Annotated in this window: 21 protein-coding genes; 9 read left to right on the forward strand and 12 right to left on the reverse strand. The window is 46.0% G+C overall.

Annotation, left to right across the window (positions count from 1 at the left end; translation table 11 throughout):
* Positions 1–130 precede the first annotated feature (130 nt).
* The 4 genes from G395_RS0119955 to G395_RS0119970 all read right to left on the reverse strand — a co-directional run bounded on the left by G395_RS0119955 (position 131) and on the right by G395_RS0119970 (position 4,860).
* Complete coding sequence (locus G395_RS0119955) at positions 131–1,360, reverse strand: acetate/propionate family kinase (RefSeq protein WP_026631692.1); 1,230 nt, start codon at positions 1,358–1,360, stop codon at positions 131–133.
* Positions 1,357–3,450: a phosphate acetyltransferase gene (gene pta, locus G395_RS0119960; protein ID WP_026631693.1), complete on the reverse strand. Its 2,094-nt coding sequence runs from the start codon at positions 3,448–3,450 to the stop codon at positions 1,357–1,359. The genes G395_RS0119955 and pta overlap by 4 nt, the downstream gene beginning before the upstream one ends.
* Positions 3,451–3,503: 53 nt before the next feature.
* Positions 3,504–4,499, reverse strand: coding sequence for an FAD:protein FMN transferase (locus G395_RS0119965; RefSeq protein ID WP_026631694.1), 996 nt, complete (start codon positions 4,497–4,499; stop codon positions 3,504–3,506).
* Positions 4,500–4,671: 172 nt separating this feature from the next.
* Positions 4,672–4,860 (reverse strand): hypothetical protein, encoded by a 189-nt coding sequence (locus tag G395_RS0119970; protein WP_026631695.1) that lies wholly within the window; start codon positions 4,858–4,860, stop codon positions 4,672–4,674.
* Positions 4,861–5,084: 224 nt separating this feature from the next.
* Here G395_RS0119970 and G395_RS32425 point away from each other — a divergent pair, with 224 nt between their 5' ends.
* Complete coding sequence (locus tag G395_RS32425; RefSeq protein ID WP_169720055.1) at positions 5,085–5,231, forward strand: hypothetical protein; 147 nt, start codon at positions 5,085–5,087, stop codon at positions 5,229–5,231.
* A 53-nt stretch (positions 5,232–5,284) separates the two neighbouring features.
* The gene (locus G395_RS0119980) at positions 5,285–6,889 is read left to right on the forward strand and encodes an amidase (protein ID WP_026631696.1); all 1,605 of its coding nucleotides are present in this window, start codon (positions 5,285–5,287) and stop codon (positions 6,887–6,889) included.
* Positions 6,890–6,907: 18 nt separating this feature from the next.
* On the opposite strand, the gene G395_RS29835 is transcribed toward G395_RS0119980, so the two are convergent.
* Positions 6,908–8,365 carry a hypothetical protein gene (locus tag G395_RS29835; RefSeq protein ID WP_035361818.1) on the reverse strand — a complete coding sequence of 486 codons (1,458 nt, stop codon included), beginning with the start codon at positions 8,363–8,365 and terminating at the stop codon, positions 6,908–6,910.
* A gap of 272 nt (positions 8,366–8,637) precedes the next feature.
* On the opposite strand from G395_RS29835, the gene G395_RS0119995 reads away from it, so the two are divergent.
* Positions 8,638–10,350: a hypothetical protein gene (locus G395_RS0119995; RefSeq protein ID WP_026631697.1), complete on the forward strand. Its 1,713-nt coding sequence runs from the start codon at positions 8,638–8,640 to the stop codon at positions 10,348–10,350.
* A 146-nt stretch (positions 10,351–10,496) separates the two neighbouring features.
* On the forward strand, positions 10,497–11,750 hold the full coding sequence (locus G395_RS0120000) for a hypothetical protein (RefSeq protein ID WP_026631698.1): 1,254 nt from the start codon (positions 10,497–10,499) through the stop codon (positions 11,748–11,750).
* Between the two features lie 40 nt (positions 11,751–11,790).
* On the opposite strand, the gene G395_RS29840 is transcribed toward G395_RS0120000, so the two are convergent.
* Genes G395_RS29840 through G395_RS0120015 form a run of 3 tightly spaced genes read right to left on the reverse strand, consistent with a single transcriptional unit; the run spans position 11,791 to position 13,914 of the window.
* Positions 11,791–12,366, reverse strand: a complete 576-nt coding sequence (locus G395_RS29840; RefSeq protein ID WP_051350268.1) for a GNAT family N-acetyltransferase — start codon at positions 12,364–12,366, stop codon at positions 11,791–11,793.
* Complete coding sequence (gene lpxB, locus G395_RS0120010; RefSeq protein ID WP_026631699.1) at positions 12,359–13,474, reverse strand: lipid-A-disaccharide synthase; 1,116 nt, start codon at positions 13,472–13,474, stop codon at positions 12,359–12,361. Before lpxB ends, G395_RS29840 begins: the two co-directional genes overlap by 8 nt.
* A 20-nt stretch (positions 13,475–13,494) precedes the next feature.
* Positions 13,495–13,914, reverse strand: a complete 420-nt coding sequence (locus G395_RS0120015; RefSeq protein WP_026631700.1) for a 6-pyruvoyl trahydropterin synthase family protein — start codon at positions 13,912–13,914, stop codon at positions 13,495–13,497.
* Positions 13,915–14,018: 104 nt separating this feature from the next.
* Between G395_RS0120015 and rfaD the strand changes: the two genes are divergently transcribed.
* The 3 genes from rfaD to G395_RS0120030 all read left to right on the forward strand — a co-directional run bounded on the left by rfaD (position 14,019) and on the right by G395_RS0120030 (position 18,910).
* Positions 14,019–14,984, forward strand: a complete 966-nt coding sequence (rfaD, locus tag G395_RS0120020) for an ADP-glyceromanno-heptose 6-epimerase (protein ID WP_026631701.1) — start codon at positions 14,019–14,021, stop codon at positions 14,982–14,984.
* A gap of 96 nt (positions 14,985–15,080) precedes the next feature.
* A complete protein-coding gene (sufB, locus tag G395_RS0120025) occupies positions 15,081–16,532 on the forward strand; it encodes a Fe-S cluster assembly protein SufB (RefSeq protein ID WP_026631702.1) in 1,452 nt (483 codons plus the stop codon).
* Positions 16,533–16,639: 107 nt separating this feature from the next.
* Positions 16,640–18,910: a monovalent cation:proton antiporter family protein gene (locus tag G395_RS0120030; RefSeq protein WP_035361809.1), complete on the forward strand. Its 2,271-nt coding sequence runs from the start codon at positions 16,640–16,642 to the stop codon at positions 18,908–18,910.
* A gap of 6 nt (positions 18,911–18,916) precedes the next feature.
* Here the strand turns inward: G395_RS0120030 and G395_RS0120035 are convergent, their stop codons facing one another.
* The gene (locus G395_RS0120035; protein ID WP_026631704.1) at positions 18,917–19,813 is read right to left on the reverse strand and encodes a 1-aminocyclopropane-1-carboxylate deaminase/D-cysteine desulfhydrase; all 897 of its coding nucleotides are present in this window, start codon (positions 19,811–19,813) and stop codon (positions 18,917–18,919) included.
* A gap of 40 nt (positions 19,814–19,853) precedes the next feature.
* On the opposite strand from G395_RS0120035, the gene G395_RS0120040 reads away from it, so the two are divergent.
* Positions 19,854–20,885, forward strand: a complete 1,032-nt coding sequence (locus G395_RS0120040; protein WP_026631705.1) for an RluA family pseudouridine synthase — start codon at positions 19,854–19,856, stop codon at positions 20,883–20,885.
* A 47-nt stretch (positions 20,886–20,932) separates the two neighbouring features.
* A complete protein-coding gene (locus G395_RS0120045) occupies positions 20,933–21,376 on the forward strand; it encodes a GNAT family N-acetyltransferase (RefSeq protein WP_026631706.1) in 444 nt (147 codons plus the stop codon).
* A gap of 2 nt (positions 21,377–21,378) precedes the next feature.
* Here G395_RS0120045 and trmD read toward each other — a convergent pair whose 3' ends face one another.
* The 3 genes from trmD to G395_RS0120060 all read right to left on the reverse strand — a co-directional run bounded on the left by trmD (position 21,379) and on the right by G395_RS0120060 (position 23,423).
* Positions 21,379–22,050 carry a tRNA (guanosine(37)-N1)-methyltransferase TrmD gene (gene trmD / locus G395_RS0120050; protein ID WP_026631707.1) on the reverse strand — a complete coding sequence of 224 codons (672 nt, stop codon included), beginning with the start codon at positions 22,048–22,050 and terminating at the stop codon, positions 21,379–21,381.
* Positions 22,040–22,603: a ribosome maturation factor RimM gene (gene rimM / locus G395_RS0120055; RefSeq protein ID WP_026631708.1), complete on the reverse strand. Its 564-nt coding sequence runs from the start codon at positions 22,601–22,603 to the stop codon at positions 22,040–22,042. The genes trmD and rimM overlap by 11 nt, the downstream gene beginning before the upstream one ends.
* 88 nt (positions 22,604–22,691) lie before the next feature.
* Complete coding sequence (locus G395_RS0120060) at positions 22,692–23,423, reverse strand: 30S ribosomal protein S16 (RefSeq protein ID WP_026631709.1); 732 nt, start codon at positions 23,421–23,423, stop codon at positions 22,692–22,694.
* Positions 23,424–23,495: the final 72 nt, after the last annotated feature.

The raw sequence follows: 23,495 nt of genomic DNA on the forward strand, positions 1-23,495 counted from the left end.
GGTTAGTTTTAACCGCACAATGTATTAATACAAACCAAAGGTCTGCAAAAAAATTCCCTCTCACAACTGTTTTAAATAAATAATTTAAACAACCGTTTAAAACTGTGATTTAAAACTAATATTTACCCGATTAATACAATTCAATTTGCTCACAAGGTGGCTCTTCGCTTAACAGTTCAAAACTTTGCCGGGCGATCTCAAACTCCTCATTTGTAGGCACAACCAGGATTTTCACTCGAGAGTCGGCTGAACTGATTTCCTTAATCTCGGATGATTTGATACGATTTGCATCCTGATCGATTTTTAATCCCAAAAATTCCATGTCCCTACAAACACGCTCCCGCATCTGCGGATCATTCTCGCCTACGCCGGCTGTAAAGATGACTGCGTCCAGACCATTCAATGTGGCAGCATAGGAACCAATGTATTTTTTAATGCGATAAGCAAACATATCTGAGGCGAGTTCCACATCATAATTGCCCATTTCCAGCAGTTTCCGCACATCGCGCATGTCGCTATGGCCCGTGAGCCCGAGCATTCCGGATTGTTTGTTTAATAAAATATCCATTTCATCCGGCGTCCTGCGTTCCTGCCTTAGCAAATGCAGGATTACGGAAGGATCAATGTCGCCCGACCTAGTCCCCATAATTAATCCGCTCAACGGCCCGAAACCCATGCTCGTATCCAGTGACTTGCCGCTATCCACGGCCGTAATGCTGCAACCATTGCCCAAATGAATGCTGATAATCTTCGCATCGGGCTTGTCCATCCAGGCCATTGCCGCGGTGCTCACATATTTGTGGCTTGTGCCGTGAAACCCATAAGCACGGATCCCCATTTCAGCGTAATATTTCTCGGGAATGGCGTAACGAAAGGCATATTCGGGCATGGATTGGTGAAACGCGGTGTCGAAAACGGCGACCTGCTTTGCATTAGGAAATGTTTTTTCCGCAATTTCAATGCATTTGTAATTCACCGGATTATGCAGCGGCGCGAGCGAAAATAAGGAACGGATCTTCTCCTTCACCTCATCCGTGACCATCACAGCGGTTGTAAAATCCTCCCCGCCATGCACCACGCGGTGTCCGACCACTTCTATTTCATTTATGTTTATAATGATCCCTGTTTCGGCATCAGTGAGCAGCTGCACGACTTTTTGGAGGCCTTCTGCGTGATCTTTTACGAAGAATGTGCTTTCTGTCAGCTTCTCAACGCCCTCTTTCTGCACCTTATGCCGGATAAAGCAATTTTCTTTTCCAATCCGTTCCACAATTCCCGCACTGAGCGGTTGCTGATCGGGCATTTTGAAAAACTGGTATTTTAGCGAGCTGCTGCCTGAATTGATGATGAGAATGTTCATTCTTGCTGACATTGAATGGAGGTGATTACCACGGTGTTGAAAATATCGTCCACGGTGCAGCCGCGGCTCAGATCATTAATGGGCTTGTTCAATCCCTGCAACATCGGCCCGATCGCCAAAGCGCCCGTTTCACGCTGAACAGCCTTGTAGGTGTTGTTTCCGGTGTTCAAATCCGGGAAAATCAGCACGCTGGCTTTTCCGGCCACTTCGGAATTGGATAATTTCTGATTGCCCACAATCGGGTCCACAGCAGCGTCATACTGAATCGGTCCTTCGACTTTCAACTGCGGCGCGCGCTGCTTCACGATGGCTGTCGCTTCCCGCACCCTTTCCACATCCTCTCCTTCTCCCGACGTTCCCGACGAGTAAGACAACATGGCGATGCGCGGCTCAATGCCAAACCTGGCACTGCTTTCAGCAGAAGATATGGCAATGTCGGCCAACTGCGAAGCCGTTGGATTCGGGTTAACGGCGCAATCGCCAAAGATCGCTACGCGGTCGGGCAGGCACATGAAGAAAATTGAGGAGACGATAGAAACGCCCGGTTTTGTTTTAATAAACTGCAATGCTGGCCGGATCGTGTGCTGCGTCGTATGCACCGCACCCGACACCATTCCGTCTGCATGGCCTTTGTAAACCATCATTGTCCCGAAATAGGAAACATCGGTCATGAGGTCACGCGCCATTTCCTCGTTCACATTTTTATTCTTACGCAGCTCATAAAGCGTCTGCACGTAATCGTCGTAATTTTCCGAATTGGCCGGATTCACGATTTTGACCACATTCAGGTCCAGATCAATGCCTAGTCTTTTAATAGAAGCCGCAACTTCGTTCGGATCACCAAGAATCGTCAGATCAACCACATTCTGGCTGATTAACCTTGCCGCAGCGCGTAAAATCCGGTCGTCGTTTCCTTCCGGCAGCACAATGTGTTTTTTCTGGCTTTTGGCCCATTTAACCAATTGATATTGAAACATATGTGGCGTAATTCCTTCGGGCTGGAATGTAATGATCTTGTCGTCCAGCACCTTCATATCCACATATTTTTCAAAAGTGTCGATTGCCAGCTCTATCTTTTTAGTATTATCCGCAGTGATCCGGGAATGGATCGCGCCTATGGCTGTGGTGGTGCCGAATGTGCCTTGCTGCACTGCTATGATCGGGATCTGGGTCTGCAAACCCTCGATCAGCCGCATAACAGGCTCTTCCGGAACAGTGCCGGCCGTAAGCACAATGCCCGCGACTTTGGGATAATTGGTCGAAAGGTTGGCCTGCAATGCACCAATCACAATGTCGCCCCGGTCACCCGGCGTAATGATCAGCACATTTTCTTTGATATGGTTTAAAAAATTGGGCAGCATCATTGCGCCCGTCACGTAATTGTCAACCTGGCTGGAAAGCAAATGTTCGCCAAATAAAACTTTCGCATCCAGCGCATCTGTGATCTCGCGCATGGTCGGACTTTGCAATGCTTTTTCCCAGGGAATGACGGTGAGCATAATGTCCGCTGGCAACTGCATTCGCAGCAACTCACGCACATCTTCTACCTGCTCGGCCTTCACGCGGTTGGCCACAATGCCCAGCACCTGCACTTCGCGGGATTCGAAATTCCGGAGCACATTCAGCGCCGAGTTGATGATCTGCGCGGTGGATTTATTTTCCCCATTAATGATCGTGAGCACAGGTGCGCCCAGATTTTTGGCAATAGCCGCATTGGATTCAAATTCAAAAGCAATGCCTTCGCCTAAGAAATCGCTTCCTTCAATGACCGTGAAATCATAATCCTCTTCCAGCTTTTTGAACTTGCTGATGATCGTGTTGATCATTTCGCCCCAGTTCTCCGATTCGGGATGCTGCAAAACCTCCTGACGGGTGAATGCAAATGTATCCTCGTAGGGAATAGGAAGCGAAAAATGGTTGATAATGGCTTCAATGTGCTTGTCTTTTCGCCCCGGCTCCTGCTGGGAAATAATGGGTTTAAAAAAACCAATCTTTTGCGTTTTGGACAAAAGCATATTCACCAGGCCCAATGCAATCACTGACTTCCCTGCATAAGGCTCGGCGGAAGCGATAAAAATGGTCTTTGTCATAAGGTGTAGCGGAAAAGGCGATAAGAGCTGTGCTTTGGGCAAAAGCTAAAAAATTATTCCAAGGTGTTCCATTCGGCCACATGCTCCTCTTGCTTCTCTACCAGCCAAACCCTGCTTTCCGGAAACTGCGTTATCATTTGTTTACTTTTTTCTATTCCCGCAACACTGAATGCCGTTGCAAGTGCATCCGCCACCGTTCCGTCCGGTGAAATTACCGTGGTACGGACGTGAAAGAGCAGCCCTTTGCCTGTTTTTGGATCCACAATGTGCGAATACCGGATCCCGTTGTATTCCATATAGCGATATGTCGGGCCGGACGTCGCCAGCGCAACATGGGACAACGGCATTGTTTTGAGGGAATCGCTGCCATTTGAAATGGTAATGTTCCATCCTTTTGTTCCCGGCGGCGGATTGGTGAGGACTATTTTACCCCCCGCATCCATCATGATGGACTTGATACCAAAGCTTTTCAGGACTTTCACCGCTTCCTCGGCTGCAAACCCTTTGCCTAACCCGCCAATGTCCAGACGCATGCCTTTTTGTGTTAACAACACTTTTTTGCGTTTTACGTCAAGTTTTAATTTTTTATAACCCGTTCTGGACATGGCGTCCCTAATAGCAGAATCCGTGGGGAAAATCCCTTTCCGCGTTGCATGGCGCCACATTTGAACCACTGGCCCTAATGTTGCATCGAAAGCGCCGTCTGTTTTTTCGCTGATATCCTGGCTGATGGCGAGAATGTCGAACAGTTCGTCGCTCACCTGGACCCACTTATCGCTGCCTGACTGCGCCGAGAGCAAGTTTATTTCGCTTCCGTCGCGGTAATCGCTCAGTAATTCATTCAATTTTTCGATGCGTTTGAATGCTGCCTGTGCTGCGACATTGGCTATGGAGTCGTTTTTTGCATAAAAGACGAGCTTGAAAGGAGATCCCATCATGCCTTTTTCGAAACTATACCGGCTTTCCTGGGCATGGCAAAAGCAGGCTATTGTACTCAATGCCAAAGCTATCGCCCATTTGTAGTTGTTATCTGGAAACTTTACTGCCATTTACTTCAATATGATAAGCTGTATTTTGAATGCTCAAAAGTATTCGATTTGAGATAATAACTGCTTTTTGCGGCCGAATGTTGCTAATCTGTCTTACCGTTTTACACCATGAAAAAAGGGGTGCAGATCTGAATCCGCACCCCTTTTGGCTATTAGTTATTTCAATATGCTATTATCCGAAGTAATCCGCCATGTGATTCCGGTCTGCATGCTGGTGCGGATGGGAGTCAATTGCGTCCTTAATCATCCCAGCGCCAATAAACGGCAAGGAAATGATAGTTGAAATGATCATCGCAACAAATAAGATCGTCGCGAACAGAAGCTTACCAGAGTAATATATGATGTTGGTGATGAAGTTCATAGCCGTTACTGTTTATGTGATATTTTTCAATGACAAAATTAAATAAATAACCATGCCAGCCTAATTTAATATGATAATTTTCTTATAAATTTAAACATTTAAGGGCTTTTAGGCAGTTTTGACTATGATTTCCGGGCATCTTCACAATGCTTTGTCAAACACATTCGATATGCAAGAAAGTATAAGAATAATTTATTCTACAACATACACACCTATAACGCAACATGACAAAATTTCTCGTCCTGTTTTTCAAGATCCTCTTCGCTGCGATCCTCGCGATTGCGACCATTATCACTGTTGTCATTTTGTCCCCGGTCTGGCTGATCTTCTGGATATGGAAGCAGTTGTCTGAAAAAATTCCGCGCAGCTAAAAGAATGCTTCAAGGACTTTTTATCTTGCAATCTACCGACGACGAATGCTCCTATGAAACGAAGAAACTTTGTACGCCTCACTTCTGCGGCAGGAATTACCCTGGCTGCGTTTCCTCTGTTTAAATGTAATTCTGAAACGCGCAATAGGGAGCCACAGGATGAGCACTCATTTCAATTATCGGAAATGACGGTGGCACAAATGCAGGATGGAATGGAAAAAGGAACATTAACATCCCGCTCCATCACAAAAAGTTATCTGGATCAAATCGCCTTACTGGACCGTAACGGCCCGAAAATCAATGCGGTGATCGAGGTGAATCCTGATGCGCTTGCGATTGCAGACGCAATGGACGCGGAAAGGAAAAAAGGAAATGTGCGCGGCCCCATGCACGGAATCCCTGTTTTAATCAAAGACAACATTGATACAAAGGACAAAATGCAGACAACGGCGGGCTCCATCGCGCTAGCCGGTAACATTGCATCATTGGACGCATTTGTCGTGCAGAAAATGCGTGAGGCGGGCGCGGTAATCCTTGGAAAGACCAATATGAGCGAGTGGGCCAATTTTCGCTCTACACGTTCGACGAGCGGATGGAGCAGCCGCGGCGGTCAAACCAAAAATCCATACATCCTGGACCGTTCGCCTTGCGGGTCCAGTTCCGGATCGGGAGCGGCGGTGGCTGCTAACCTCTGCGCAGTTGCTGTGGGTACGGAAACCAATGGCTCCATCGCCTGCCCGGCAGCCATGAACGGCGTTGTAGGCATCAAACCGACTGTGGGGCTCGTGAGCCAGACGGGCATTATCCCGATATCAGCAACACAGGACACCGCCGGACCACTCGGCCGGACTGTTGCCGATGCGGCTATGCTGCTCGGAGCAATGGTCGGCGCCGATCAGGCCGAGCCGGCAGGTACCCGCGTGGATTATGCGCATTTTAAAGATTTCTCCTCATCGCTTGATGCCAATGGCTTGAAAGGCAAGCGCATTGGAATCGAAAAAGCATTTTTGAAACAGCACGAAGATGTAGATGCCCTTTTGAAAAAAGCGTTGGACCAGATGAAACAGAAAGGCGCTGTGATTGTGGAGGTTGATTATATGAAGACCCAAAGTACGGATGGGGCTGAATCCATATTATTGCAATATGAGTTCAAGGATGGGCTGAATAAATATCTTTACAAATCTAATGCGAAGATAAAGTCGCTCGAAGCGCTCATTGCATTCAACAAAGCAAATGCGGAAAAAGCAATGCCCTATTTTGAGCAAGAATTGCTTGAAATTTCCCAAACGAGAGGTGATCTTGAATCAAAAGAATATCAGGATGCCCGACAGAAAATATTGAATGTAAGAGTGGAATTAAACCGGCTTTTCGAATCCGAAAGACTGGATGCCTTGTGTGGCCCGGCAACTGGCCCGGCTTGGTGTAATGACCTGGTAAATGGTGATTTCTGGACGGGCTATGGCGGCTATGGGCCCGCTGCTATATCGGGATTTCCTTCTGTGACCGTGCCTATGGGCGCGGTAGACGGGCTTCCGATCGGGATTTCGTTTCTGGGAAAAGCTTATGGAGAAGCGGACCTGATCCGCATAGCCTATGCGTACGAGCATGCCTCTAAAAACAGAATTGCCCCCAAGTTTTTGAAAACACTCGGGGGCTGAGATATGAGAAGGTTTGTGTTATCGTGCTAAATATAATTCGTAGATAGACCCTTTCTGGCCTAAAAACTGATTAGCTTCCTGCTGAGAATAAATGCTCAGGCCCAGCTCATAAAAATCTTCAAACTGGTTGTAAGGATAGGGAGTAAATTTCACCTTGTCCGGGAAAAGCATGGACGTAACCACATTTTCCTGCAAGGCACGCCGGATCTGCGACATAGGGACCACGAGGCCCAGCAAAAGAAATATCATCAAGGGATAAGCCACTTTCTGCTTGTACCAATGCGGATGCTCTTTAATCCAGGTGGAAAAACCTTGCAGGATAAAAAGCGAAAGCAAAGTCAAAACCGGTGTGTTCCCTCTCAGGAACCAGTCGTTCCATTTACCCATTCTCACGAGCGAAATCAGGATAAGGAGCGTAAACAATGCTATTATGATGTCCCGGTTAATGTTCTTATGAAGGTTCAGGATGAACACAATGCCGATCAGCACGCCCAGATCAATAACAACACCGAAGAAATAGTGAAATGCGATCTCGTTCAAAGGATTAAACTGCCATATGAAACCTGCTATAACCGAACTTTTACCGGACAAGAAATAGAAAAAAGTCGGGATAAAGATCAGACCGGGAACCAGGATGTCAATCAGGACCTTAGGCTGGAAAAATGCCTTGATATCCCTGCCATAGCGCAGCAGGATAAGCATTGAAAAAATGATCACGAAAACGATCGACGGGAAAATTCCCCAGATAAAAATGGCGATCACGGCCAGGAAGCTTCGTTCCGGTTTTTTTAAATACACATAATCATGAAAAAGAATCGACGAAACAATAATGATCGGGATGAGCTGGTTGGGAGCCCATTGCGCCTGATAAAGCACGGGCCAAATCTCAGTGAAAAACGGCGGCACGTGATAATTGAGCCCTATTAACCTTAAAGTAACCACTTTCACCAAATGCCCTACGCCTCCCAATGAAAGGAACAGCACGAGCGACAGATAACTTTTTCCCGTAAAAATGAATATCCAGCAAAATCCAAGAAACAGCCCCAAAGAAGCCCACAAGTAAAGCGCTATGCCTGATAATTCGCCCAGCATTTTGGAGATCAGCGCAGGAACCAGGAAAAAGCCGAAATAGTGACAGGCATAACGACCATTTGCCTTAAACAAAACCGGCCAGGAATGATTGAAGAGCGTATAATATTTTGAATTGTGTGCCCAATAATCAAAAGCCTGGAAGCAAAAGCCCCCTATCCCCGAGAATGCAATAATGAGCAGGGAAATAACGGATATCTGAACCAGCTGCTTGCTGCTAAGTTCGGCGAGGTTTTTTTTTTCAAGGCGATAGTTGTAAACGAATATGCAGATAATTGCCAGCGCAAGCATGGCGGACAAAGGCAGCCGAAACCATCCCAGCGAAAAAATGAGGTTAGGCAAAAGAAGGTAGCCCAAACTTAAATTGCGTAGTAGCGTTGTTTTCATTCAAAATCCGGCAAACAAATTGTAAAAATCGTGTGGAGAAGGCCAAAAAGGCATATTAAAGCTCTCGAAAACTTCGGGCTTTTGAAAACGCAGTTAGCAAACGGCAGACAAAACATTCCTACTAGTTGTAAAATCGATATCAAATTTGTTTCAATTTTTGATCAAATCCAATGCATCCGCCACAAATAATGGAAATAATGTAGTATAAGTTCTATCAGCAAGTAACCCCTTCATTTCTGCTCCTTTTGCAAGCATAAGAACTAAATCCTACTATGAACAGACGAATATTTGTAAAAGGGACTGCCGCCGGAATCTGCACATTACCCATCACCTCAGCGCTTGCATTCAGCACTGTAACCAGTAAGATACAAAAAATGCCGGAATGGTTGGATGCGCTGGTCAAACAAAATGATATCGGTGTAGAGGCGATCAGAAAATTGCAGATTAAGAATGCTGCAAATCCCGCATATGGTGGCCTGATGGACGCTTTTGACGTTGTTAATCCACACACCACATCCGCACTGATCCAGGCAGGCGCCAATGCAATTTCGTCTTCGAACTCCCGCTTTTTTCAATCGCCGGAATTACTGGCCGATATGGACCTGGCAGCATTATATCTTGTCAAAACGCAGCATGCGGATGGAACCATTGATTTGCTTTCCACCAATTTTCATTCGACGCCGGATACAGGATTTCTCGTGAAGCGGCTCGTAACCGCGTACTCGCTCATTCAGAAATCAGGGACAAAAGGTTCTGAAAAAATGCTTGCTAACCTCAAAACCTTCCTGATCCGGGGCGGAAATGCGTTGTCGGTCGGCGGAATCCATACGCCCAATCACAGATGGGTGGTGTGTGCGGCGCTGGCCAGGCTCAACTCGCTCTGGCCCGATCCCAAGTATGTGGCCAGGGCGGAAGAATGGCTCGGTGAACACATTGATATGGATCAGGATGGGCAATACAATGAAAAAAGCACTTTTATCTATTCCTCACTGACCGATCGGCTGCTTATCACGATTGCGAATGGTTTCAACAAACCGGAACTGCTAGACAACGTACGGAAAAACCTGGATATGACGATGTTTTACGTTCATCCGAATGGCGAAATCGTCACTGATGCGTCAGGTCGGCAGGATAAGGCATTAATAGGGACATTGGAAAACTATTATTATCCTTATCGCTATCTTGCCTTGAAGGATCAGAACGGTTCGTATGCAGCGATGTGCCAGATGATCGAAAAGACGGCCGGGCTTAAAATCGGCGGTTTCCTGGACTATTACCTCGCCGACCAGACATTATGGAAAGACATGCCCGCTCCGAAGCCGCTGCCGGTTAACTATGTCAAAACTTTTCCAAATTCGGGCCTTGTCCGGATCCGCCGGGGCAACTGGGACAGCACATTGATCGCCAATAACCCTACCTGGTTTACATTCATGAAGGGAAATGCGGTGCTGCAGGGCGTGCGGCTGGCCTCTTCGTTTTTTGGCAAAGGTCAGTTTCAGTCGGAGAAAATCGATGAGCAGGGAAAAATGTGGGAACTTACTCAGACATTGGAAGGACCTTATTACCAACCCTATCCGAAAGATTTTATTGCCAAAGACGGAGACTGGGAGAAAATGCCGCGCCTCTTCCGGCCTGTTAGTGAAGTGCAGACCCTGGAAACAAAAATCCTGATCAGCGAAACGGATAATGGCATGCAGATCGTGATCCAAACCTCCGGCACTGAACGCGTCCCTTTGGCTGTTGAACTTATTTTCAGGCCGGGCGGAACATTCACCGGGCTTACCCAGATTGAAAAGGCCAAAGATTCCTGGCTGCTGAAAGAAGGGACCGGGAGTTACAGCTTGAATGGTGACACTATTTCTTTTGGGCCGGGGATTGGCTTGCATAAGAACATTGCATTACGCGGCGCGCTTCCGCCCGTGGAAGCGCCCACGGTGTTCCTGACCGGCTTTACACCTTTCAAACATACCATCCGCTTTTCGTAACCCCTTTTTGCTTTTAAAACTGCATTTTGAACTAATAAAAAAATATCTAATTCACTTACTGGCAAGTATTTAATATCGTGATTATTCGTTAAATTTGATTTTACCCTCCCCTTTTTTCTGGCGCTGGAAATTTAACCTGTCACGTTATGCTGAAAAGGTTTATAATACTCATTTTGGTGCTCGTCTCGCAAAACACCTTTGCGAATCAGATCCTGATCCCGATGGATCACACGCAGACAAATCACTTGAAGGCTTATGGCCTCGCGTATATGCTGCTGAACAGGGAAATTGACGTTGACTGGCTGCTTAACTACCGGGGCGGGGCTTTCAAAGTGGCTTACAGCAAGTCCATTGAGAATGAATGTAAGCTCCGCGCTGTTTCCTATGAAGTGCTATCCGAATCTGCAAGCACGCAGATTGTGAGCCAGATCAGTAATCCGGATGTGAATATGGACGTGATCAAGCTGCATAAGGCCGCTAAAATTGCCGTGTATTCCCCTATCAAAATCAGCCCGTCAGAGTTCGAGAATACGGATGCTGTTTTGCTGGTTTTGAAATATGCCGAGATTCCTTTTGAAGTTATATATGATGAAGAAATTCTGAAAGGTGACCTGCCGAAATACGACTGGCTGCATTTGCATCACGAAGATTTCACCGGGCAGTTTGGCAAAAGTCTGCGACGGACGACACCCGCAGACGTGAAAGCGCAGGAAGCCATTGCGAGCCGTTTTGGTTTTGCCAAAGTGCCGCAAATGAAGCTGGCCGTTGCAAAAGCAATAAAGGAATTTTGTGCAGGCGGCGGGTTCCTGTTTGCCATGTGCTCAGGGGCGGAGACTTTCGACATTGCATTAGCAGCCGAGGGCATTGATATTGTGGACAATATGGATGGCGACGGCGTAGATCCCAACGCACAGTCCAGGCTGGATTTTGAAAAAACATTCGCTTTTCAGAATTTCAAACTGGCACTGGATGAATATGAAGGGATGACATTTTCCGATATTAATTCCTCCGCGGGAGGTTTTCGCAGCTGGGGCGAAGAAGGGGCCTACTTTTCGCTATTTGATTTTTCTGCCAAATGGGATGTAATCCCCGCAATGCTTGTTCAGAATCATGAACATCTGATCAGGGAATTTATGGGGCAGACTTTTGCATTTTCAAAAAAAACCGTCAAACCTAGCGTACTTGTGATGGGAACCGCAGCTTCTTCGGATCGCTACATCTATGGCGAACTCGGCCGTGGACAATGGACATTTTACGGCGGCCACGATCCCGAAGGACGCGGCGGAGGCGGTCGCAGAATGCCCACGGATCTGAATCTTTATCCCAATTCGCCGGGCTACCGATTGATTTTAAACAATGTATTGTTCCCTTCGGCACGGAAGAAAAAACGCAAAACCTAAGACAGGATAGTCCCGGTATTATCAGGATCAAATTGACTTGCTACAATGCCAATTCCATTTTAATATCTGCGCGTTTGAAGTTGTGACCGGTTAGCGGCACTTCAACAAAACCCAGCTTCCTGTAAAGATTAATGCCGGCTGCTGAGCCTTTTTTGTTGGAATAAAGAATGATTTTTTGCGCTCCTAAATCGCGCGCTTTTTCAATGATCGCATTACCCAGTAGATCTCCGATTTTTTTGCCTCGCATTTCTTTCGAAACAGTCATTTTACTCATTTCCAACGTGCCCGGCTCGCCTTGTTTCAATGCGCATGTCCCTACAACTTCATTTTGGTAAAGCGCTATTAGTATGGCACCACCGTCTTTCAAATAATAGCTCTCGGGATCGTCAAGGACCTTTTCATCCTCCGGCTCGACTTCGTAAGCTTCTGATATCCATGCATAATTCAAATCGTAAAATGCCTTTGCATGGGCGGGATTGTAATCGACGATTCGAATAGATGAGGTTCTTTCCTCCTGGCTCAAAAGGCCCTCTTTTTTTGATGGATACTCTTTTTCGTCCATGGCCGGTAAAAGGTTATTCGCTGTATTTTTGATGTTGTCAAATATTTTATTCATTCTTCAAATATCCAACAATCAATCCACCTGCTCTGCCAGACGCCCCAGGCCCTCCTACCATGTCTTGCAACGTTTTATAGTCCTGCATTTGCTGTTGATGCTTGGCTCCGCCGGGTAGGATTTTCTTTAATTCACTGACCAACTGATTCTCGTTTAAGTCGGTTTGTATCAGCTCCCTGACTGCTTCTTTGTCTAAAATAAGATTGACCAAGGATATAAAAGGAACCCGGATGAGGCGTTTGGCGATGGCATACGAGAACGTGCTCGTTTTGTAACAAACCGCTTCGGGAACACTGAATAAGGCGGTTTCCAGAGTTGCTGTGCCGGAAGTTACCAATGCAGCATCCGCAATGTTCAGCAAATCATAAGTGGATTCGTACACAATGATGGCATTGTGGGCGGCAATGTATTTTTCGTACAATGTTTGAGGCAAATTGTTTACGCCAGCAATGGCGAATTGATGATCTGGGAAATGGGGCTGAACAGTTAGCATAATGTCCAGCATGCCAATGATTTCCTGCTGCCTGCTGCCTGGCAGTAATGCTATGACAGGCTTATCGTCTTCTAGATTGTTCTTTTGCTTAAAGTCAGGATCGGGCTTGAATGCTGCGATTGCGTCCATCAGCGGATTGCCGACGTAGTCTACTTTGTAATCGAACTTTTTGTAAAAATCAATTTCAAACGGAAAGATCACGAACATATGATCTACATTCTGTTTGATCTTTAAAGCACGTTTTTGGTTCCAGGCCCACACTTTTGGAGAAATGTAATAGAAAACCTTCAAGCCTTTTGACTTCGCAAATGAAGCAATGCGCAGATTGAAGCCCGGGTAGTCGATCAGGATCAATGCATCCGGCTTGTATGCAAGGATATCAGTTTTACATTTTTTGAGGAATCCCGAAATTTTGTGCAGGTTGAGCGCAACTTCCAGGAAACCCATGAATGCTGTGTCCTTATAATGTGTAACCAGTTCCATCCCCGAGGCGGCCATCATATCCCCTCCCCAGCCGCGGAACTGCGCGTCAGGATCATTCTCGCGGATTCCACCGATGAGGTTGGAACCATGCAAATCTCCCGAACGCTCTCCCGCAATGAGGTAATATTTCATTTAGACTAGTCAGTTGGCGCTTATTCACCGTAATACTCTACAAAATTCTTTGGCGTTTCAACGAGCTTAATGTAATGCAGTTTAGAATTTGGGGATGCGGCAGCGATTGCAGGCGCAAGGATATTCCATATTTCCGTTACAAAAATTTCACAGGAAGCCATTTTGCCCTGCATAAAATCAACATCCAAATTAAGATTTTTATGGTCCACTTTATCCACCACTTTCTCTTTCACAATGTCACCCAGCACCTTTAAATCGATCACGAATCCCGTGTCCGGATCCGGCTTTCCTTTTACAGTAACAATCAGCTCAAAATTGTGTCCGTGCCAGTTGTTGTTAGCACATGGCCCAAACACTTCCTGGTTTTTTTCCTCAGACCATGCCGGATTGAAAAGCCGATGGGCTGCGTTAAAATGCTCTTTTCTTGTTACGTAAATCATAAATCTTCTTCTCCCTTAATAAATAGGGTACAAAATTACATCTTGTATCCGTAGTTTTGCAGCTTAACAAGAGGATAATAATAAAAATCACATATATCTCTCCCATGATTATCGTAACAGGTGCAGCCGGATTCATTGGCAGCGGGCTTATCAGCCGACTTAATAAAGACGGTTTCACAAGCATTATCGCAGTCGATGATTTTTCTAAAATCGATAAAGCAGAAAATCTTGCAGGAAAAACAATTCAGGAAAAAGTTGAAAGAACTGAGCTTTTCGACTGGCTTGATCAAAACAACCGGGATGTTGAATTCATTTTTCACATCGGCGCACGGACTGATACGACAGAGTTTGACAGAGATATTTTTGAGGAGCTGAATGTGAGTTACTCCAAGCAGATCTGGGAGAAATGCGTTGCTTACCAGATTCCGCTTGTATATGCTTCGTCCGCAGCCACTTACGGCCTTGGCGAGCATGGTTACGACGATAATGAATCCACATTATCACAGCTTAAACCGCTTAATCCTTACGGTGATTCCAAAAACGAGTTCGATATCTGGGCATTGCAACAGGAGAAAAAGCCGTTTTTCTGGGCGGGATTGAAATTTTTCAATGTTTATGGGCCTAACGAATATCATAAAGGAAGAATGGCGTCCGTGGTCATGCATGCTTTTAATCAGATCAACAAAACGGAGAAAATGAAGCTTTTCCGCTCGCATAACCCCGATTTCCAGGATGGCGAGCAAATGCGCGACTTTATTTATGTAAAAGACCTGATCGACGTTTGCATTTTCTTCATGCACCACCGCAAAAACTCGGGCATCTATAACCTTGGAAGCGGCCGCGCGCGGACATTCAAAGACCTGGTAACGAGCACATTCAATGCAATGGGTAAGCCGGTTGACATTTCGTATATAGATACGCCGGAAGACATACGCGATAAATATCAATATTTCACGCAGGCCAATATGAGCAAACTTCGCTCCATCGGTTTCACACGTCCTTTTACCTCACTGGAAGACGGAATTGATGACTATGTGAAGAACTATCTTTCGACGGGAGCTTACCTATAAATCCGCATTTTTGTGTATTTTTGATGTTCTCAATAAACTCAATCCCCGTTCTCTGTGTTACTATTAAACGAAACACAGTGTGATAATAACTAGACTATGAGCAAAGAAGATGAATTGTTGGAGGAAATCACCAGTTCGGAATACAAATATGGTTTTGTAACTGATATTGAAGCAGATGAAGCTCCTATGGGGCTGAATGATGATATTGTCAGGTTTATCTCAGCCAAAAAAAATGAACCGGAGTGGATGCTTGCGTGGCGTTTGAAAGCTTATCATTTGTGGCTGACTATGGCTGAACCCAAGTGGCCTAACGTACATTATCCAAAAATCGATTTTCAGGCAATCAAATATTATTCGGCGCCTAAAAAGAAAAAGCAGGTTGACAGTCTGGATGACATTGATCCGGAATTGCGCGATACTTTTGAGCGTCTGGGAATTTCCCTTAACGAACAAAAAAGACTTTCAGGCGTTTCCATCGCGGTTGATGCCGTAATGGACTCTGAATCGGTTTTTACAACATTTAAAGAATCGCTGAAAGAAAAAGGAATCATTTTCTGCTCCATCAGCGAGGCTATTCGTGAACATCCGGCATTAGTTCAAAAATATCTGGGATCGGTTGTTCCGCCGAAAGACAACTATTATGCAGCATTGAATTCTGCTGTATTCTCCGACGGTTCATTTGTTTACATTCCAAAAGGCGTTCGTTGCCCGATGGAGCTTTCCACTTATTTCCGTATCAATGCTGCGGGAACAGGACAGTTTGAGCGTACGCTCATTATCGGTGACGCCGATAGCCACGTAAGTTATCTGGAAGGCTGTACAGCGCCGATGCGTGATGAAAACCAGCTGCATGCGGCTGTTGTGGAAATCTTCGCACACGAGAATGCGAATGTCAAATATTCAACCGTTCAAAACTGGTATCCGGGCGATAAAGACGGAAAAGGCGGGATTTACAACTTTGTAACCAAACGCGGCCTTTGTGACGGCGCTGGCTCAAAAATCTCATGGACGCAGGTTGAAACCGGTTCGGCGATCACGTGGAAATATCCTTCGGTGATCCTGAAAGGCGATAATTCAATTGGTGAATTTTACTCTGTTGCGGTTACTAATAACATGCAGCAAGCTGATACGGGGACGAAAATGATCCATATCGGGAAGAATACGAAGAGCCGGATCGTCTCAAAAGGGATTTCAGCTGGTAAGAGCCAGAATTCATACAGAGGTCTCGTACAGGTTTTCAAGAAAGCCGAAAAAGCGCGAAACTTCTCGCAATGTGATTCCCTGTTATTGGGTGACAAATGCGGAGCGCATACATTCCCATACATTGAAGTAAGCAATCCTTCTGCCACGGTTGAACACGAAGCAACTACTTCGAAGATCGGTGAAGACATTCTTTTTTACTGTAATCAACGCGGAATTCCAACCGAGCAGGCCGTTGCATTGATTGTTAACGGATATGCAAAAGAGGTGTTAAACCAGCTTCCGATGGAGTTTGCCGTGGAGGCTCAGAAATTACTGGAAATCAGTTTGGAAGGCAGCGTAGGTTGATGCTGTAACCCAAATTTTTATACGATTGCCTTACAAAAGCCTTTGATTCGTCAGAGGCTTTTTGTATTTTATTGACCCGAAGAAAATATTCGCCACTAAACCAATATATGACGCACGTTCCGCAACTGATTGTCGACCTTTCATTAATACTCACGATGGCGGGTATCATTACCCTTATTTTCAAAAAGTTAAAACAGCCCATCGTTTTAGGTTACATATTGGCCGGATTGCTTGTAGGTCCTAATTTCAACTTATTTCCAACCATCACAGACATCAAAACCATCGAGATATGGGCAGAGATCGGTGTGATTTTCCTGCTCTTCAACTTAGGTCTCGAATTTAGTTTTAAAAAACTGGTCAAGGTCGGCAATACAGCTGCTATAACGGGTTTGTTTGAAGTAGGAATGATGCTGGCCACCGGTTTTACAACGGGCCAGTTGCTGGGATGGAGCAAAACAGACAGTCTTTTTCTCGGTGGGATCATTGCGATTTCCTCCACCACGATCATATTCAGGGCTTTTGATGAACTGGGGTTAAAAACACAGAAATTCACCCGCGTCGTGCTGGGTATCCTGGTGATTGAGGACCTGACGGCAGTGCTGCTCATGGTGTTGCTTTCCACGCTTTCTATTAGTCAGCAATTCGCTGGGATGGAGTTGTTACAATCTATCCTTAAACTGTTTTTCTTCCTGACATTATGGTTTTTGGGCGGCATATTCGTGTTTCCCACGCTTCTCAGGCGTTACAGGAAGCTAATGAACGACGAAAGCGTCCTGATCACCTCCGTGGCATTATGCTTTGGGATGGTGTTTTTGGTCACGCAGGCAGGCTTTTCGGCAGCGCTTGGCGCGTTTATCATGGGTTCGATCCTGGCCGAAACCACCCATGCAGAAAAGATCGAGCATTTGTTGAAGCCGTTGAAAGACCTTTTTGGTGCGGTGTTCTTTATATCGGTAGGGATGTTAATCAATCCTGGCCTACTGGTGGAATATGCATTGCCGACAGCCATCCTGGTTTTGGTTGTGATTTTAGGTAAAACCACATTCGTTTCGCTGGGCGCCATCATTTCAGGACAACCACTCAAAAATTCATTGCAGTCCGGTATGAGCATGTCGCAGATCGGTGAATTTTCCTTTATCATTGCTAATCTGGGACTTTCGCTGAGCGTAACAAGCAGTTTTCTTTATCCGATTGCGGTGGGGGTTTCTGTTATCACCACATTTACGACCCCGTACATGATGAAAGCCTCCGAACCGCTTTCAGAATGGCTTGAAAAACGATTACCGGAGCGGTGGAAACATTATCTAAACAGATATAGCACCAGCACCGAAACGATTGTACAGACCACACATTGGAACCAGATCCTGAAATCCTATTCACAAACGGTTATCTTAAATTCGGTGGTTATCATCGGAATTGTTATGGCCTCCTCGCGTCAGCTGGCGGATCAATTGCATACAAGGGTTCCCGAAACTTACATTACTAATGCCGCTTTATTTGGCATTACATTTCTCTTAATTTCCCCATTCCTATGGGCGCTCATTTTCAAAAGATCCAATAGGAAGGCTTATTCGGCGATTTGGTTAAGCCGGAAATTCAGCCGCGGTCCGTTGCTGTTGCTAGAACTTTCACGCGTGCTGATCGCTATTTTATTGATGGGTTTTCTGCTTAACTCCTTCTTTGCAACGCCCACAGCCTTGGCCGTTGCGGGCGGGATTATGATCCTGGGTTTTGCGATTTTTTATCAAAGATTACAAACCTTCTACACCCGCATTGAAGAGCGTTTTTTACAAAATCTAAATGCAAGGCAGCTGGAAGGAAGTGGAAAATCCAAAATGATATTGCTGCCCTGGGACGCACACTTTGCGTTTCTGGAAGTGAGTGCCGATTCCTCCCTTATTGGCAAAACTTTGCAGGAATTGAAGATCAGGGAAAATTTTGGGATCAATGTTGTGCTGATCGAGCGCGGCAGTAAAACGATTTATCTCCCCCGCCCTACCGAAGTGCTGTATCCCTGTGACCGCATCGAAGTCATTGGGACCGACGACCAGCTGGATATATTCCGGGGACATATTGAGGTGAGCACGAATGGGGACGTTTATATGGCCCACGAAGACAGCATTGTGCTGGAACGCGTAGAAGTAAGAAGCGAATATCAAATCCGTGGAAAAAGCATCCGAAGCAGTCAGATCAGAGAAAAAACGCGGGGTATGATTGTCGGGCTGGAACGGAACGGTGAGCGCATCCTAAATCCTGACTCTTCGATGATCATTGAAAACGATGATGTTTTGTGGATCGCGGGAGAAAAAGATCTGATCAAAGAATTTGTCAGAACAAAATCAGCGAACAGCGACGAAGAAATTCCCGCCCTGTCCTGAATTCGCCTACGCTCTAAGCAATCCCTGCAAGCCGCCCGTGTGCACGGCAACGATCGTAGTGCCTTTTGGAAAATGATTTTTACGGATCAAATCAAAAAGTCCGAAGAACATTTTCGCCGTGTAAACTTGTTCGAGCTGGATGCCGAATTCATGCTGAAAATTCTTCATGAACGAGATAAGCTCCGGGATCCATTTGGCGTAGCCTCCAAAATGGTAATCCGTAAAAAGCTGTAAACTTCCGGATGAATGTTGATCGCTTAACAGCATGCTAATGTCTTGTTTCAAAAACTCCCCGCCTTTTAATGCTGAAAAAGCAAGCACATTTGCGCCAGCGGATAACAGTCCGGCGGCTGTTCCGCCGGTACCCGCAGCAACGGCAAGGTAATCAGCGGTCTTACCCAATTGCGCATTTATTTCCGGCATCATCTCCGCCACGCCCTGCAATGCTAATGTTGATGTCCCGCCTTCCGGGATTATAAAAGGATGATCAAACTTTTTAGCGAGATCCAGCAGATAATTATCCGAGCTCCTCAATTTGTATTCTGCCCTCGATACGAAATCAAGCTGCATCCCTTGTGTCTGACAAAACAGCAATGTGGGCGAAAGCTTTTCTCGTAATTCTTCGCCTCTTACAATGCCGATTGTCTCAAAACCCAAAGCATTACCCGCAGCCGCAGTGGCATACAGGTGATTGGAAAACGCTCCGCCGAATGTCAGGACGCGTGTATATCCTAGTCTGCTAGCCTCGAGCAAATTGTATTTCAGCTTCCGCCATTTGTTACCGGATACTGTCGGATGGATCAGGTCATCACGCTTGATGTACAACGTTATACCGGCAGCTTCCGTCATGACATTGGAAAGTCTCTCCATCGGGGTGGGCAGCACAGCACTTATTAAATCCACTTATTTTGATAATTTTGTTTACAATAAATGACCATTTCGAATGTCCGAAGACCATATTGAAATCGCCTCAGAAGAAGATGATTTGTTTGAACATTACAGGATTGTTGCTGACAAAGGTCAGGGATTAATCAGGCTGGACAAATATCTGAGCTTACACGTCGCAAATGCTTCCCGGACAAAAATACAAAATGGAATCGATGCGGAAGCTGTGAAGGTGAATGGGCTGATTACCAAAGCGAGTTACAAAGTTAAGCCGCTGGATGTCATTACGCTTTCTCTGCCGGAGCCACCTCGTGATACGGAGATTATTCCTGAGAACATTCCGCTAGACATTATTTATGAAGACGAAGTGCTTCTGATTGTTAATAAGCCGACCGGCATGGTTGTTCACCCAGCATTTGGAAATTGGTCGGGAACGCTGATTAATGCATTAGTATATCATTTTCAGCAATTGCCCACGGGTAGGAATGGAGAAGGGCGGCCAGGATTGGTCCATCGCATTGATAAGGACACCTCGGGGCTGCTTGTTATTGCCAAAACCGAATTTGCGATGACATTTGTAGCCAAACAGTTTTCGGACCACACCATTGAGCGGACCTATAATGCACTCATTTGGGGACAGCCAAAAGAAGAATCGGGGACAATAGCCGGCAATATCGGCAGGAGCGCAAGAGATCGTCGTGTGATGGATATTTTTCCGGACGGCAGCCAGGGCAAGCATGCGATCACGCATTACAAAACGATCAGATCCTTTCGTTACGTTACACTTATTCAGTGCAACCTTGAAACCGGCCGCACGCACCAGATCAGGGCACATATGAAGCACATTGGCCATCCGATCTTTAACGACACCACTTATGGCGGCGACAAAATCCTGCGCGGTCCGTCAAATGGCAGTTATAAAGCCATGGTAGCAAATCTTTTTGATCTGCTGCCTGGCCAGGCACTGCACGCGAAGTCGCTGGGATTTGTACATCCTACCACAAGGGAATGGATGCAATTTGACACCGAACTTCCCGAGAACTTTCAGGCAATTCTAGAAAAGTGGGAAATCTATACGAACAATCAGTAGGAAATTGTATCTTCTAAACTCTTACTGGATATTTATAAAATCAAGCTATGACAATCTCAACCCGACCCGGAAACCTCGAAGACATTCCTGCAATTTTTGAATTGGTCAAAGAACTGGCGCTTTATGAGCGAGCCCTGGATCAAGTTTCGAACAACGTCGAAAAAATGACCCGTGACTATAATGAAAAATTGTATGACTTCTTCGTGGCCGAATCGGATTTCCGTATCATCGGGATGTCGCTCTATTATTACCGGTATTCGACCTGGAAAGGGAAAAGATTATACATGGAAGACATTATTGTGACAGAAGATATGCGCGGGAATGGCATAGGCAAGATCCTGTTCGATGCGACCGTAGCAGCTGCCAAACAAACCGGCTGCACTGGCATGTTGTGGCAGGTGCTGGATTGGAATACGTCAGCCGTTGGATTTTACCGCAAGTACGGCACCAACTTCGACAATGAATGGATCAATTGCAGCCTGGATTTTTAATGTTACAACAAATCCGGCCGGCGTTCCCTGGTTCGCCGAACGGATTGCTCATAGCGCCATTCTTCTATTTTAGCTTCATGTCCCGACATCAGGATTTCAGGAACCTTATTTCCTTCGAAGTCGGCTGGCCGCGTGTATACAGGCGGTGCGAGGAGGTTATCCTGGAAGGAGTCCGTTAACGCCGAAGTCTCATCATTAAGCACACCCGGAAGCAAGCGTATAATGGCATCGGAAAGGACAGCCGCAGCAAGCTCTCCGCCCGAAAGCACGTAATCTCCAATGCTAACTTCTTTGGTGATAAACATATCGCGCACGCGCTGGTCCACCCCTTTGTAATGGCCGCATAGCATGATAATGTTCCCTTTCAGAGAAAGCTGGTTCACCATAGGCTGTTGCATCAGCTCTCCATCCGGTGTGAGATAAATGATCTCGTCATAAGTCCGCTCCTCCTGTAAACCACGAATGCAACGTGCAATGGGCTCGATCTGCAAGACCATCCCGGCCCCTCCGCCAAATGCGTAGTCATCAATCGTCCGATGCTTATTAACCGAGTAATCTCGGATATCATGCACCATCACTTCCACAAAACCACCCTGCTGGGCACGTTTCAGGATAGAATGTGCAAAGAAACTATCCAGCAGATTCGGGACGCACGTCAAAATATCAATCCGCATCGTCTGGCGTATTTTGAGAGTCAGAATTGTCAAGATAAACTTCCAGTAAACCCTCAGGCAAATTCACCATAAGTTGCTTGTTCTCTTTATCTGCTCTTAGCACAATGTCAGAAGCAGTTGGAATAAGTACTTCTACGCCCTGATAATCCATTGCGATCAGGTCCTGGCCATTCAGGGAATAAACTTCGCGCACGACACCAAGTGTCCCAGCGGTTTCATCTACAACCGTGAAGCCTTTGATTTCATGATAATAAAACTCCTCGTTACTCAGCTCGTCCAGCTCGTCAAGGGACAGATAAAGTGAGCTTCCAACAAGCGCCTGCGCCTTTTCTATCGTATTAATGTCCTCAAACTTCACAATGGCATTGGCCTGCTTCTGCAAGTTGAAGTTTTCAATAAAATAAGGGACAAGCTCTCCTTTGATTTCAACATAAATTGCGTCGAGATCTTCATATTCCTCGGGATAATCCACGTCAAGGAAAATGACAACATTGCCCGCCGTTCCGTGCGTGCGGACGATATAACCTAATAAATAACAATTGTCTTGTGTCACCTGCTTATTAAATATTGGTGTAAGTATAAAACAATATGAGTCTGTACGGATCACCGACAGACTCATAAAGATTGTATTTTGACGCTAATTACTCAGCTTTTTTCTCTGCCGATTCATCCGTTGCAGGAGTTTCGGTAGATGCTGTTGCCTCAGCTTCAGGAGCTTCAACTGCTGGTGCCGCAGCCTCAGGAGTTTCAACTGGCGCTTCCGCAGCAGGTGTTTCCACTGGTGCAGCTGCCTCAGCTTCCGGAGTTTCAGTTACTGTTTCGCTAGCTGTTGTTTCTTCTGCTACTTCGTTAGAAACTTCCTCTGTGTCGACAGCCGCATCTGCTTCTTCAACTTCAGGAGCCTCTTCCACAGGAGGAGCATTTTTCTTAGCGATTGCTTCTGCACGAGTCTGGCTTACTTTACGCTCAGCTTCAAGTCTGGCTTGTCTGTCAGAATCTTTCTTCTGAGACAACGTATCAGCAGCAGTTGCTTTACGGTCTGTTTTTGATCCTTTCCATTCTTCAAAACGTGAATCTGCAACTTCTTGCGTGATTGCACCTTTGATAACGCCTACTTGCAAGTGTTTTTTAAGCATTACACCTTCATGTTGCAAAATAGAACGTGCTGTATCAGTCGGTTGCGCACCTTTCAAAAGCCAATCAACTGCTTTATCTGATTCCAAAACGATGGAAGCAGGGTTTGTTCCCGGGTTATAGATACCCAATTTTTCGATGAAGCGACCATCACGTGGTGCTCTGGCATCTGCGACTACGATATCATAAATCGCCTTCTTCTTGCGTCCACGACGCGCCAACCTAATTTTAACTGCCATTATTGAATTTGTTATGATCGGGAGCTCGTCCCTAAATTAAACAGGGTGCAAAGGTAAGTGAAATTACTGAAT

It is taken from the genome of Dyadobacter alkalitolerans DSM 23607 (assembly GCF_000428845.1).
GTDB classification, from domain to species: domain Bacteria; phylum Bacteroidota; class Bacteroidia; order Cytophagales; family Spirosomataceae; genus Dyadobacter; species Dyadobacter alkalitolerans.

What these genes read in the sequence shown, in the direction of transcription:
- G395_RS0120030 (WP_035361809.1), top strand. Translation starts at nt 16,640, where the DNA reads ATGACGCACGTTCCGCAACTGATTGTCGACCTTTCATTAATACTCACG.
- rfaD (WP_026631701.1), top strand. Translation starts at nt 14,019, where the DNA reads ATGATTATCGTAACAGGTGCAGCCGGATTCATTGGCAGCGGGCTTATC.
- G395_RS0120015 (WP_026631700.1), bottom strand. Translation starts at nt 13,914, where the DNA reads ATGATTTACGTAACAAGAAAAGAGCATTTTAACGCAGCCCATCGGCTT.
- trmD (WP_026631707.1), bottom strand. Translation starts at nt 22,050, where the DNA reads ATGCGGATTGATATTTTGACGTGCGTCCCGAATCTGCTGGATAGTTTC.
- G395_RS0119995 (WP_026631697.1), top strand. Translation starts at nt 8,638, where the DNA reads ATGAACAGACGAATATTTGTAAAAGGGACTGCCGCCGGAATCTGCACA.
- G395_RS0119980 (WP_026631696.1), top strand. Translation starts at nt 5,285, where the DNA reads ATGAAACGAAGAAACTTTGTACGCCTCACTTCTGCGGCAGGAATTACC.
- lpxB (WP_026631699.1), bottom strand. Translation starts at nt 13,474, where the DNA reads ATGAAATATTACCTCATTGCGGGAGAGCGTTCGGGAGATTTGCATGGT.
- G395_RS0119965 (WP_026631694.1), bottom strand. Translation starts at nt 4,499, where the DNA reads ATGGCAGTAAAGTTTCCAGATAACAACTACAAATGGGCGATAGCTTTG.
- G395_RS0120000 (WP_026631698.1), top strand. Translation starts at nt 10,497, where the DNA reads ATGCTGAAAAGGTTTATAATACTCATTTTGGTGCTCGTCTCGCAAAAC.
- G395_RS29840 (WP_051350268.1), bottom strand. Translation starts at nt 12,366, where the DNA reads ATGAATAAAATATTTGACAACATCAAAAATACAGCGAATAACCTTTTA.
- G395_RS32425 (WP_169720055.1), top strand. Translation starts at nt 5,085, where the DNA reads ATGACAAAATTTCTCGTCCTGTTTTTCAAGATCCTCTTCGCTGCGATC.
- G395_RS0120040 (WP_026631705.1), top strand. Translation starts at nt 19,854, where the DNA reads ATGTCCGAAGACCATATTGAAATCGCCTCAGAAGAAGATGATTTGTTT.
- G395_RS0120060 (WP_026631709.1), bottom strand. Translation starts at nt 23,423, where the DNA reads ATGGCAGTTAAAATTAGGTTGGCGCGTCGTGGACGCAAGAAGAAGGCG.
- sufB (WP_026631702.1), top strand. Translation starts at nt 15,081, where the DNA reads ATGAGCAAAGAAGATGAATTGTTGGAGGAAATCACCAGTTCGGAATAC.
- G395_RS0119970 (WP_026631695.1), bottom strand. Translation starts at nt 4,860, where the DNA reads ATGAACTTCATCACCAACATCATATATTACTCTGGTAAGCTTCTGTTC.
- pta (WP_026631693.1), bottom strand. Translation starts at nt 3,450, where the DNA reads ATGACAAAGACCATTTTTATCGCTTCCGCCGAGCCTTATGCAGGGAAG.
- G395_RS0120045 (WP_026631706.1), top strand. Translation starts at nt 20,933, where the DNA reads ATGACAATCTCAACCCGACCCGGAAACCTCGAAGACATTCCTGCAATT.
- G395_RS29835 (WP_035361818.1), bottom strand. Translation starts at nt 8,365, where the DNA reads ATGAAAACAACGCTACTACGCAATTTAAGTTTGGGCTACCTTCTTTTG.
- G395_RS0119955 (WP_026631692.1), bottom strand. Translation starts at nt 1,360, where the DNA reads ATGAACATTCTCATCATCAATTCAGGCAGCAGCTCGCTAAAATACCAG.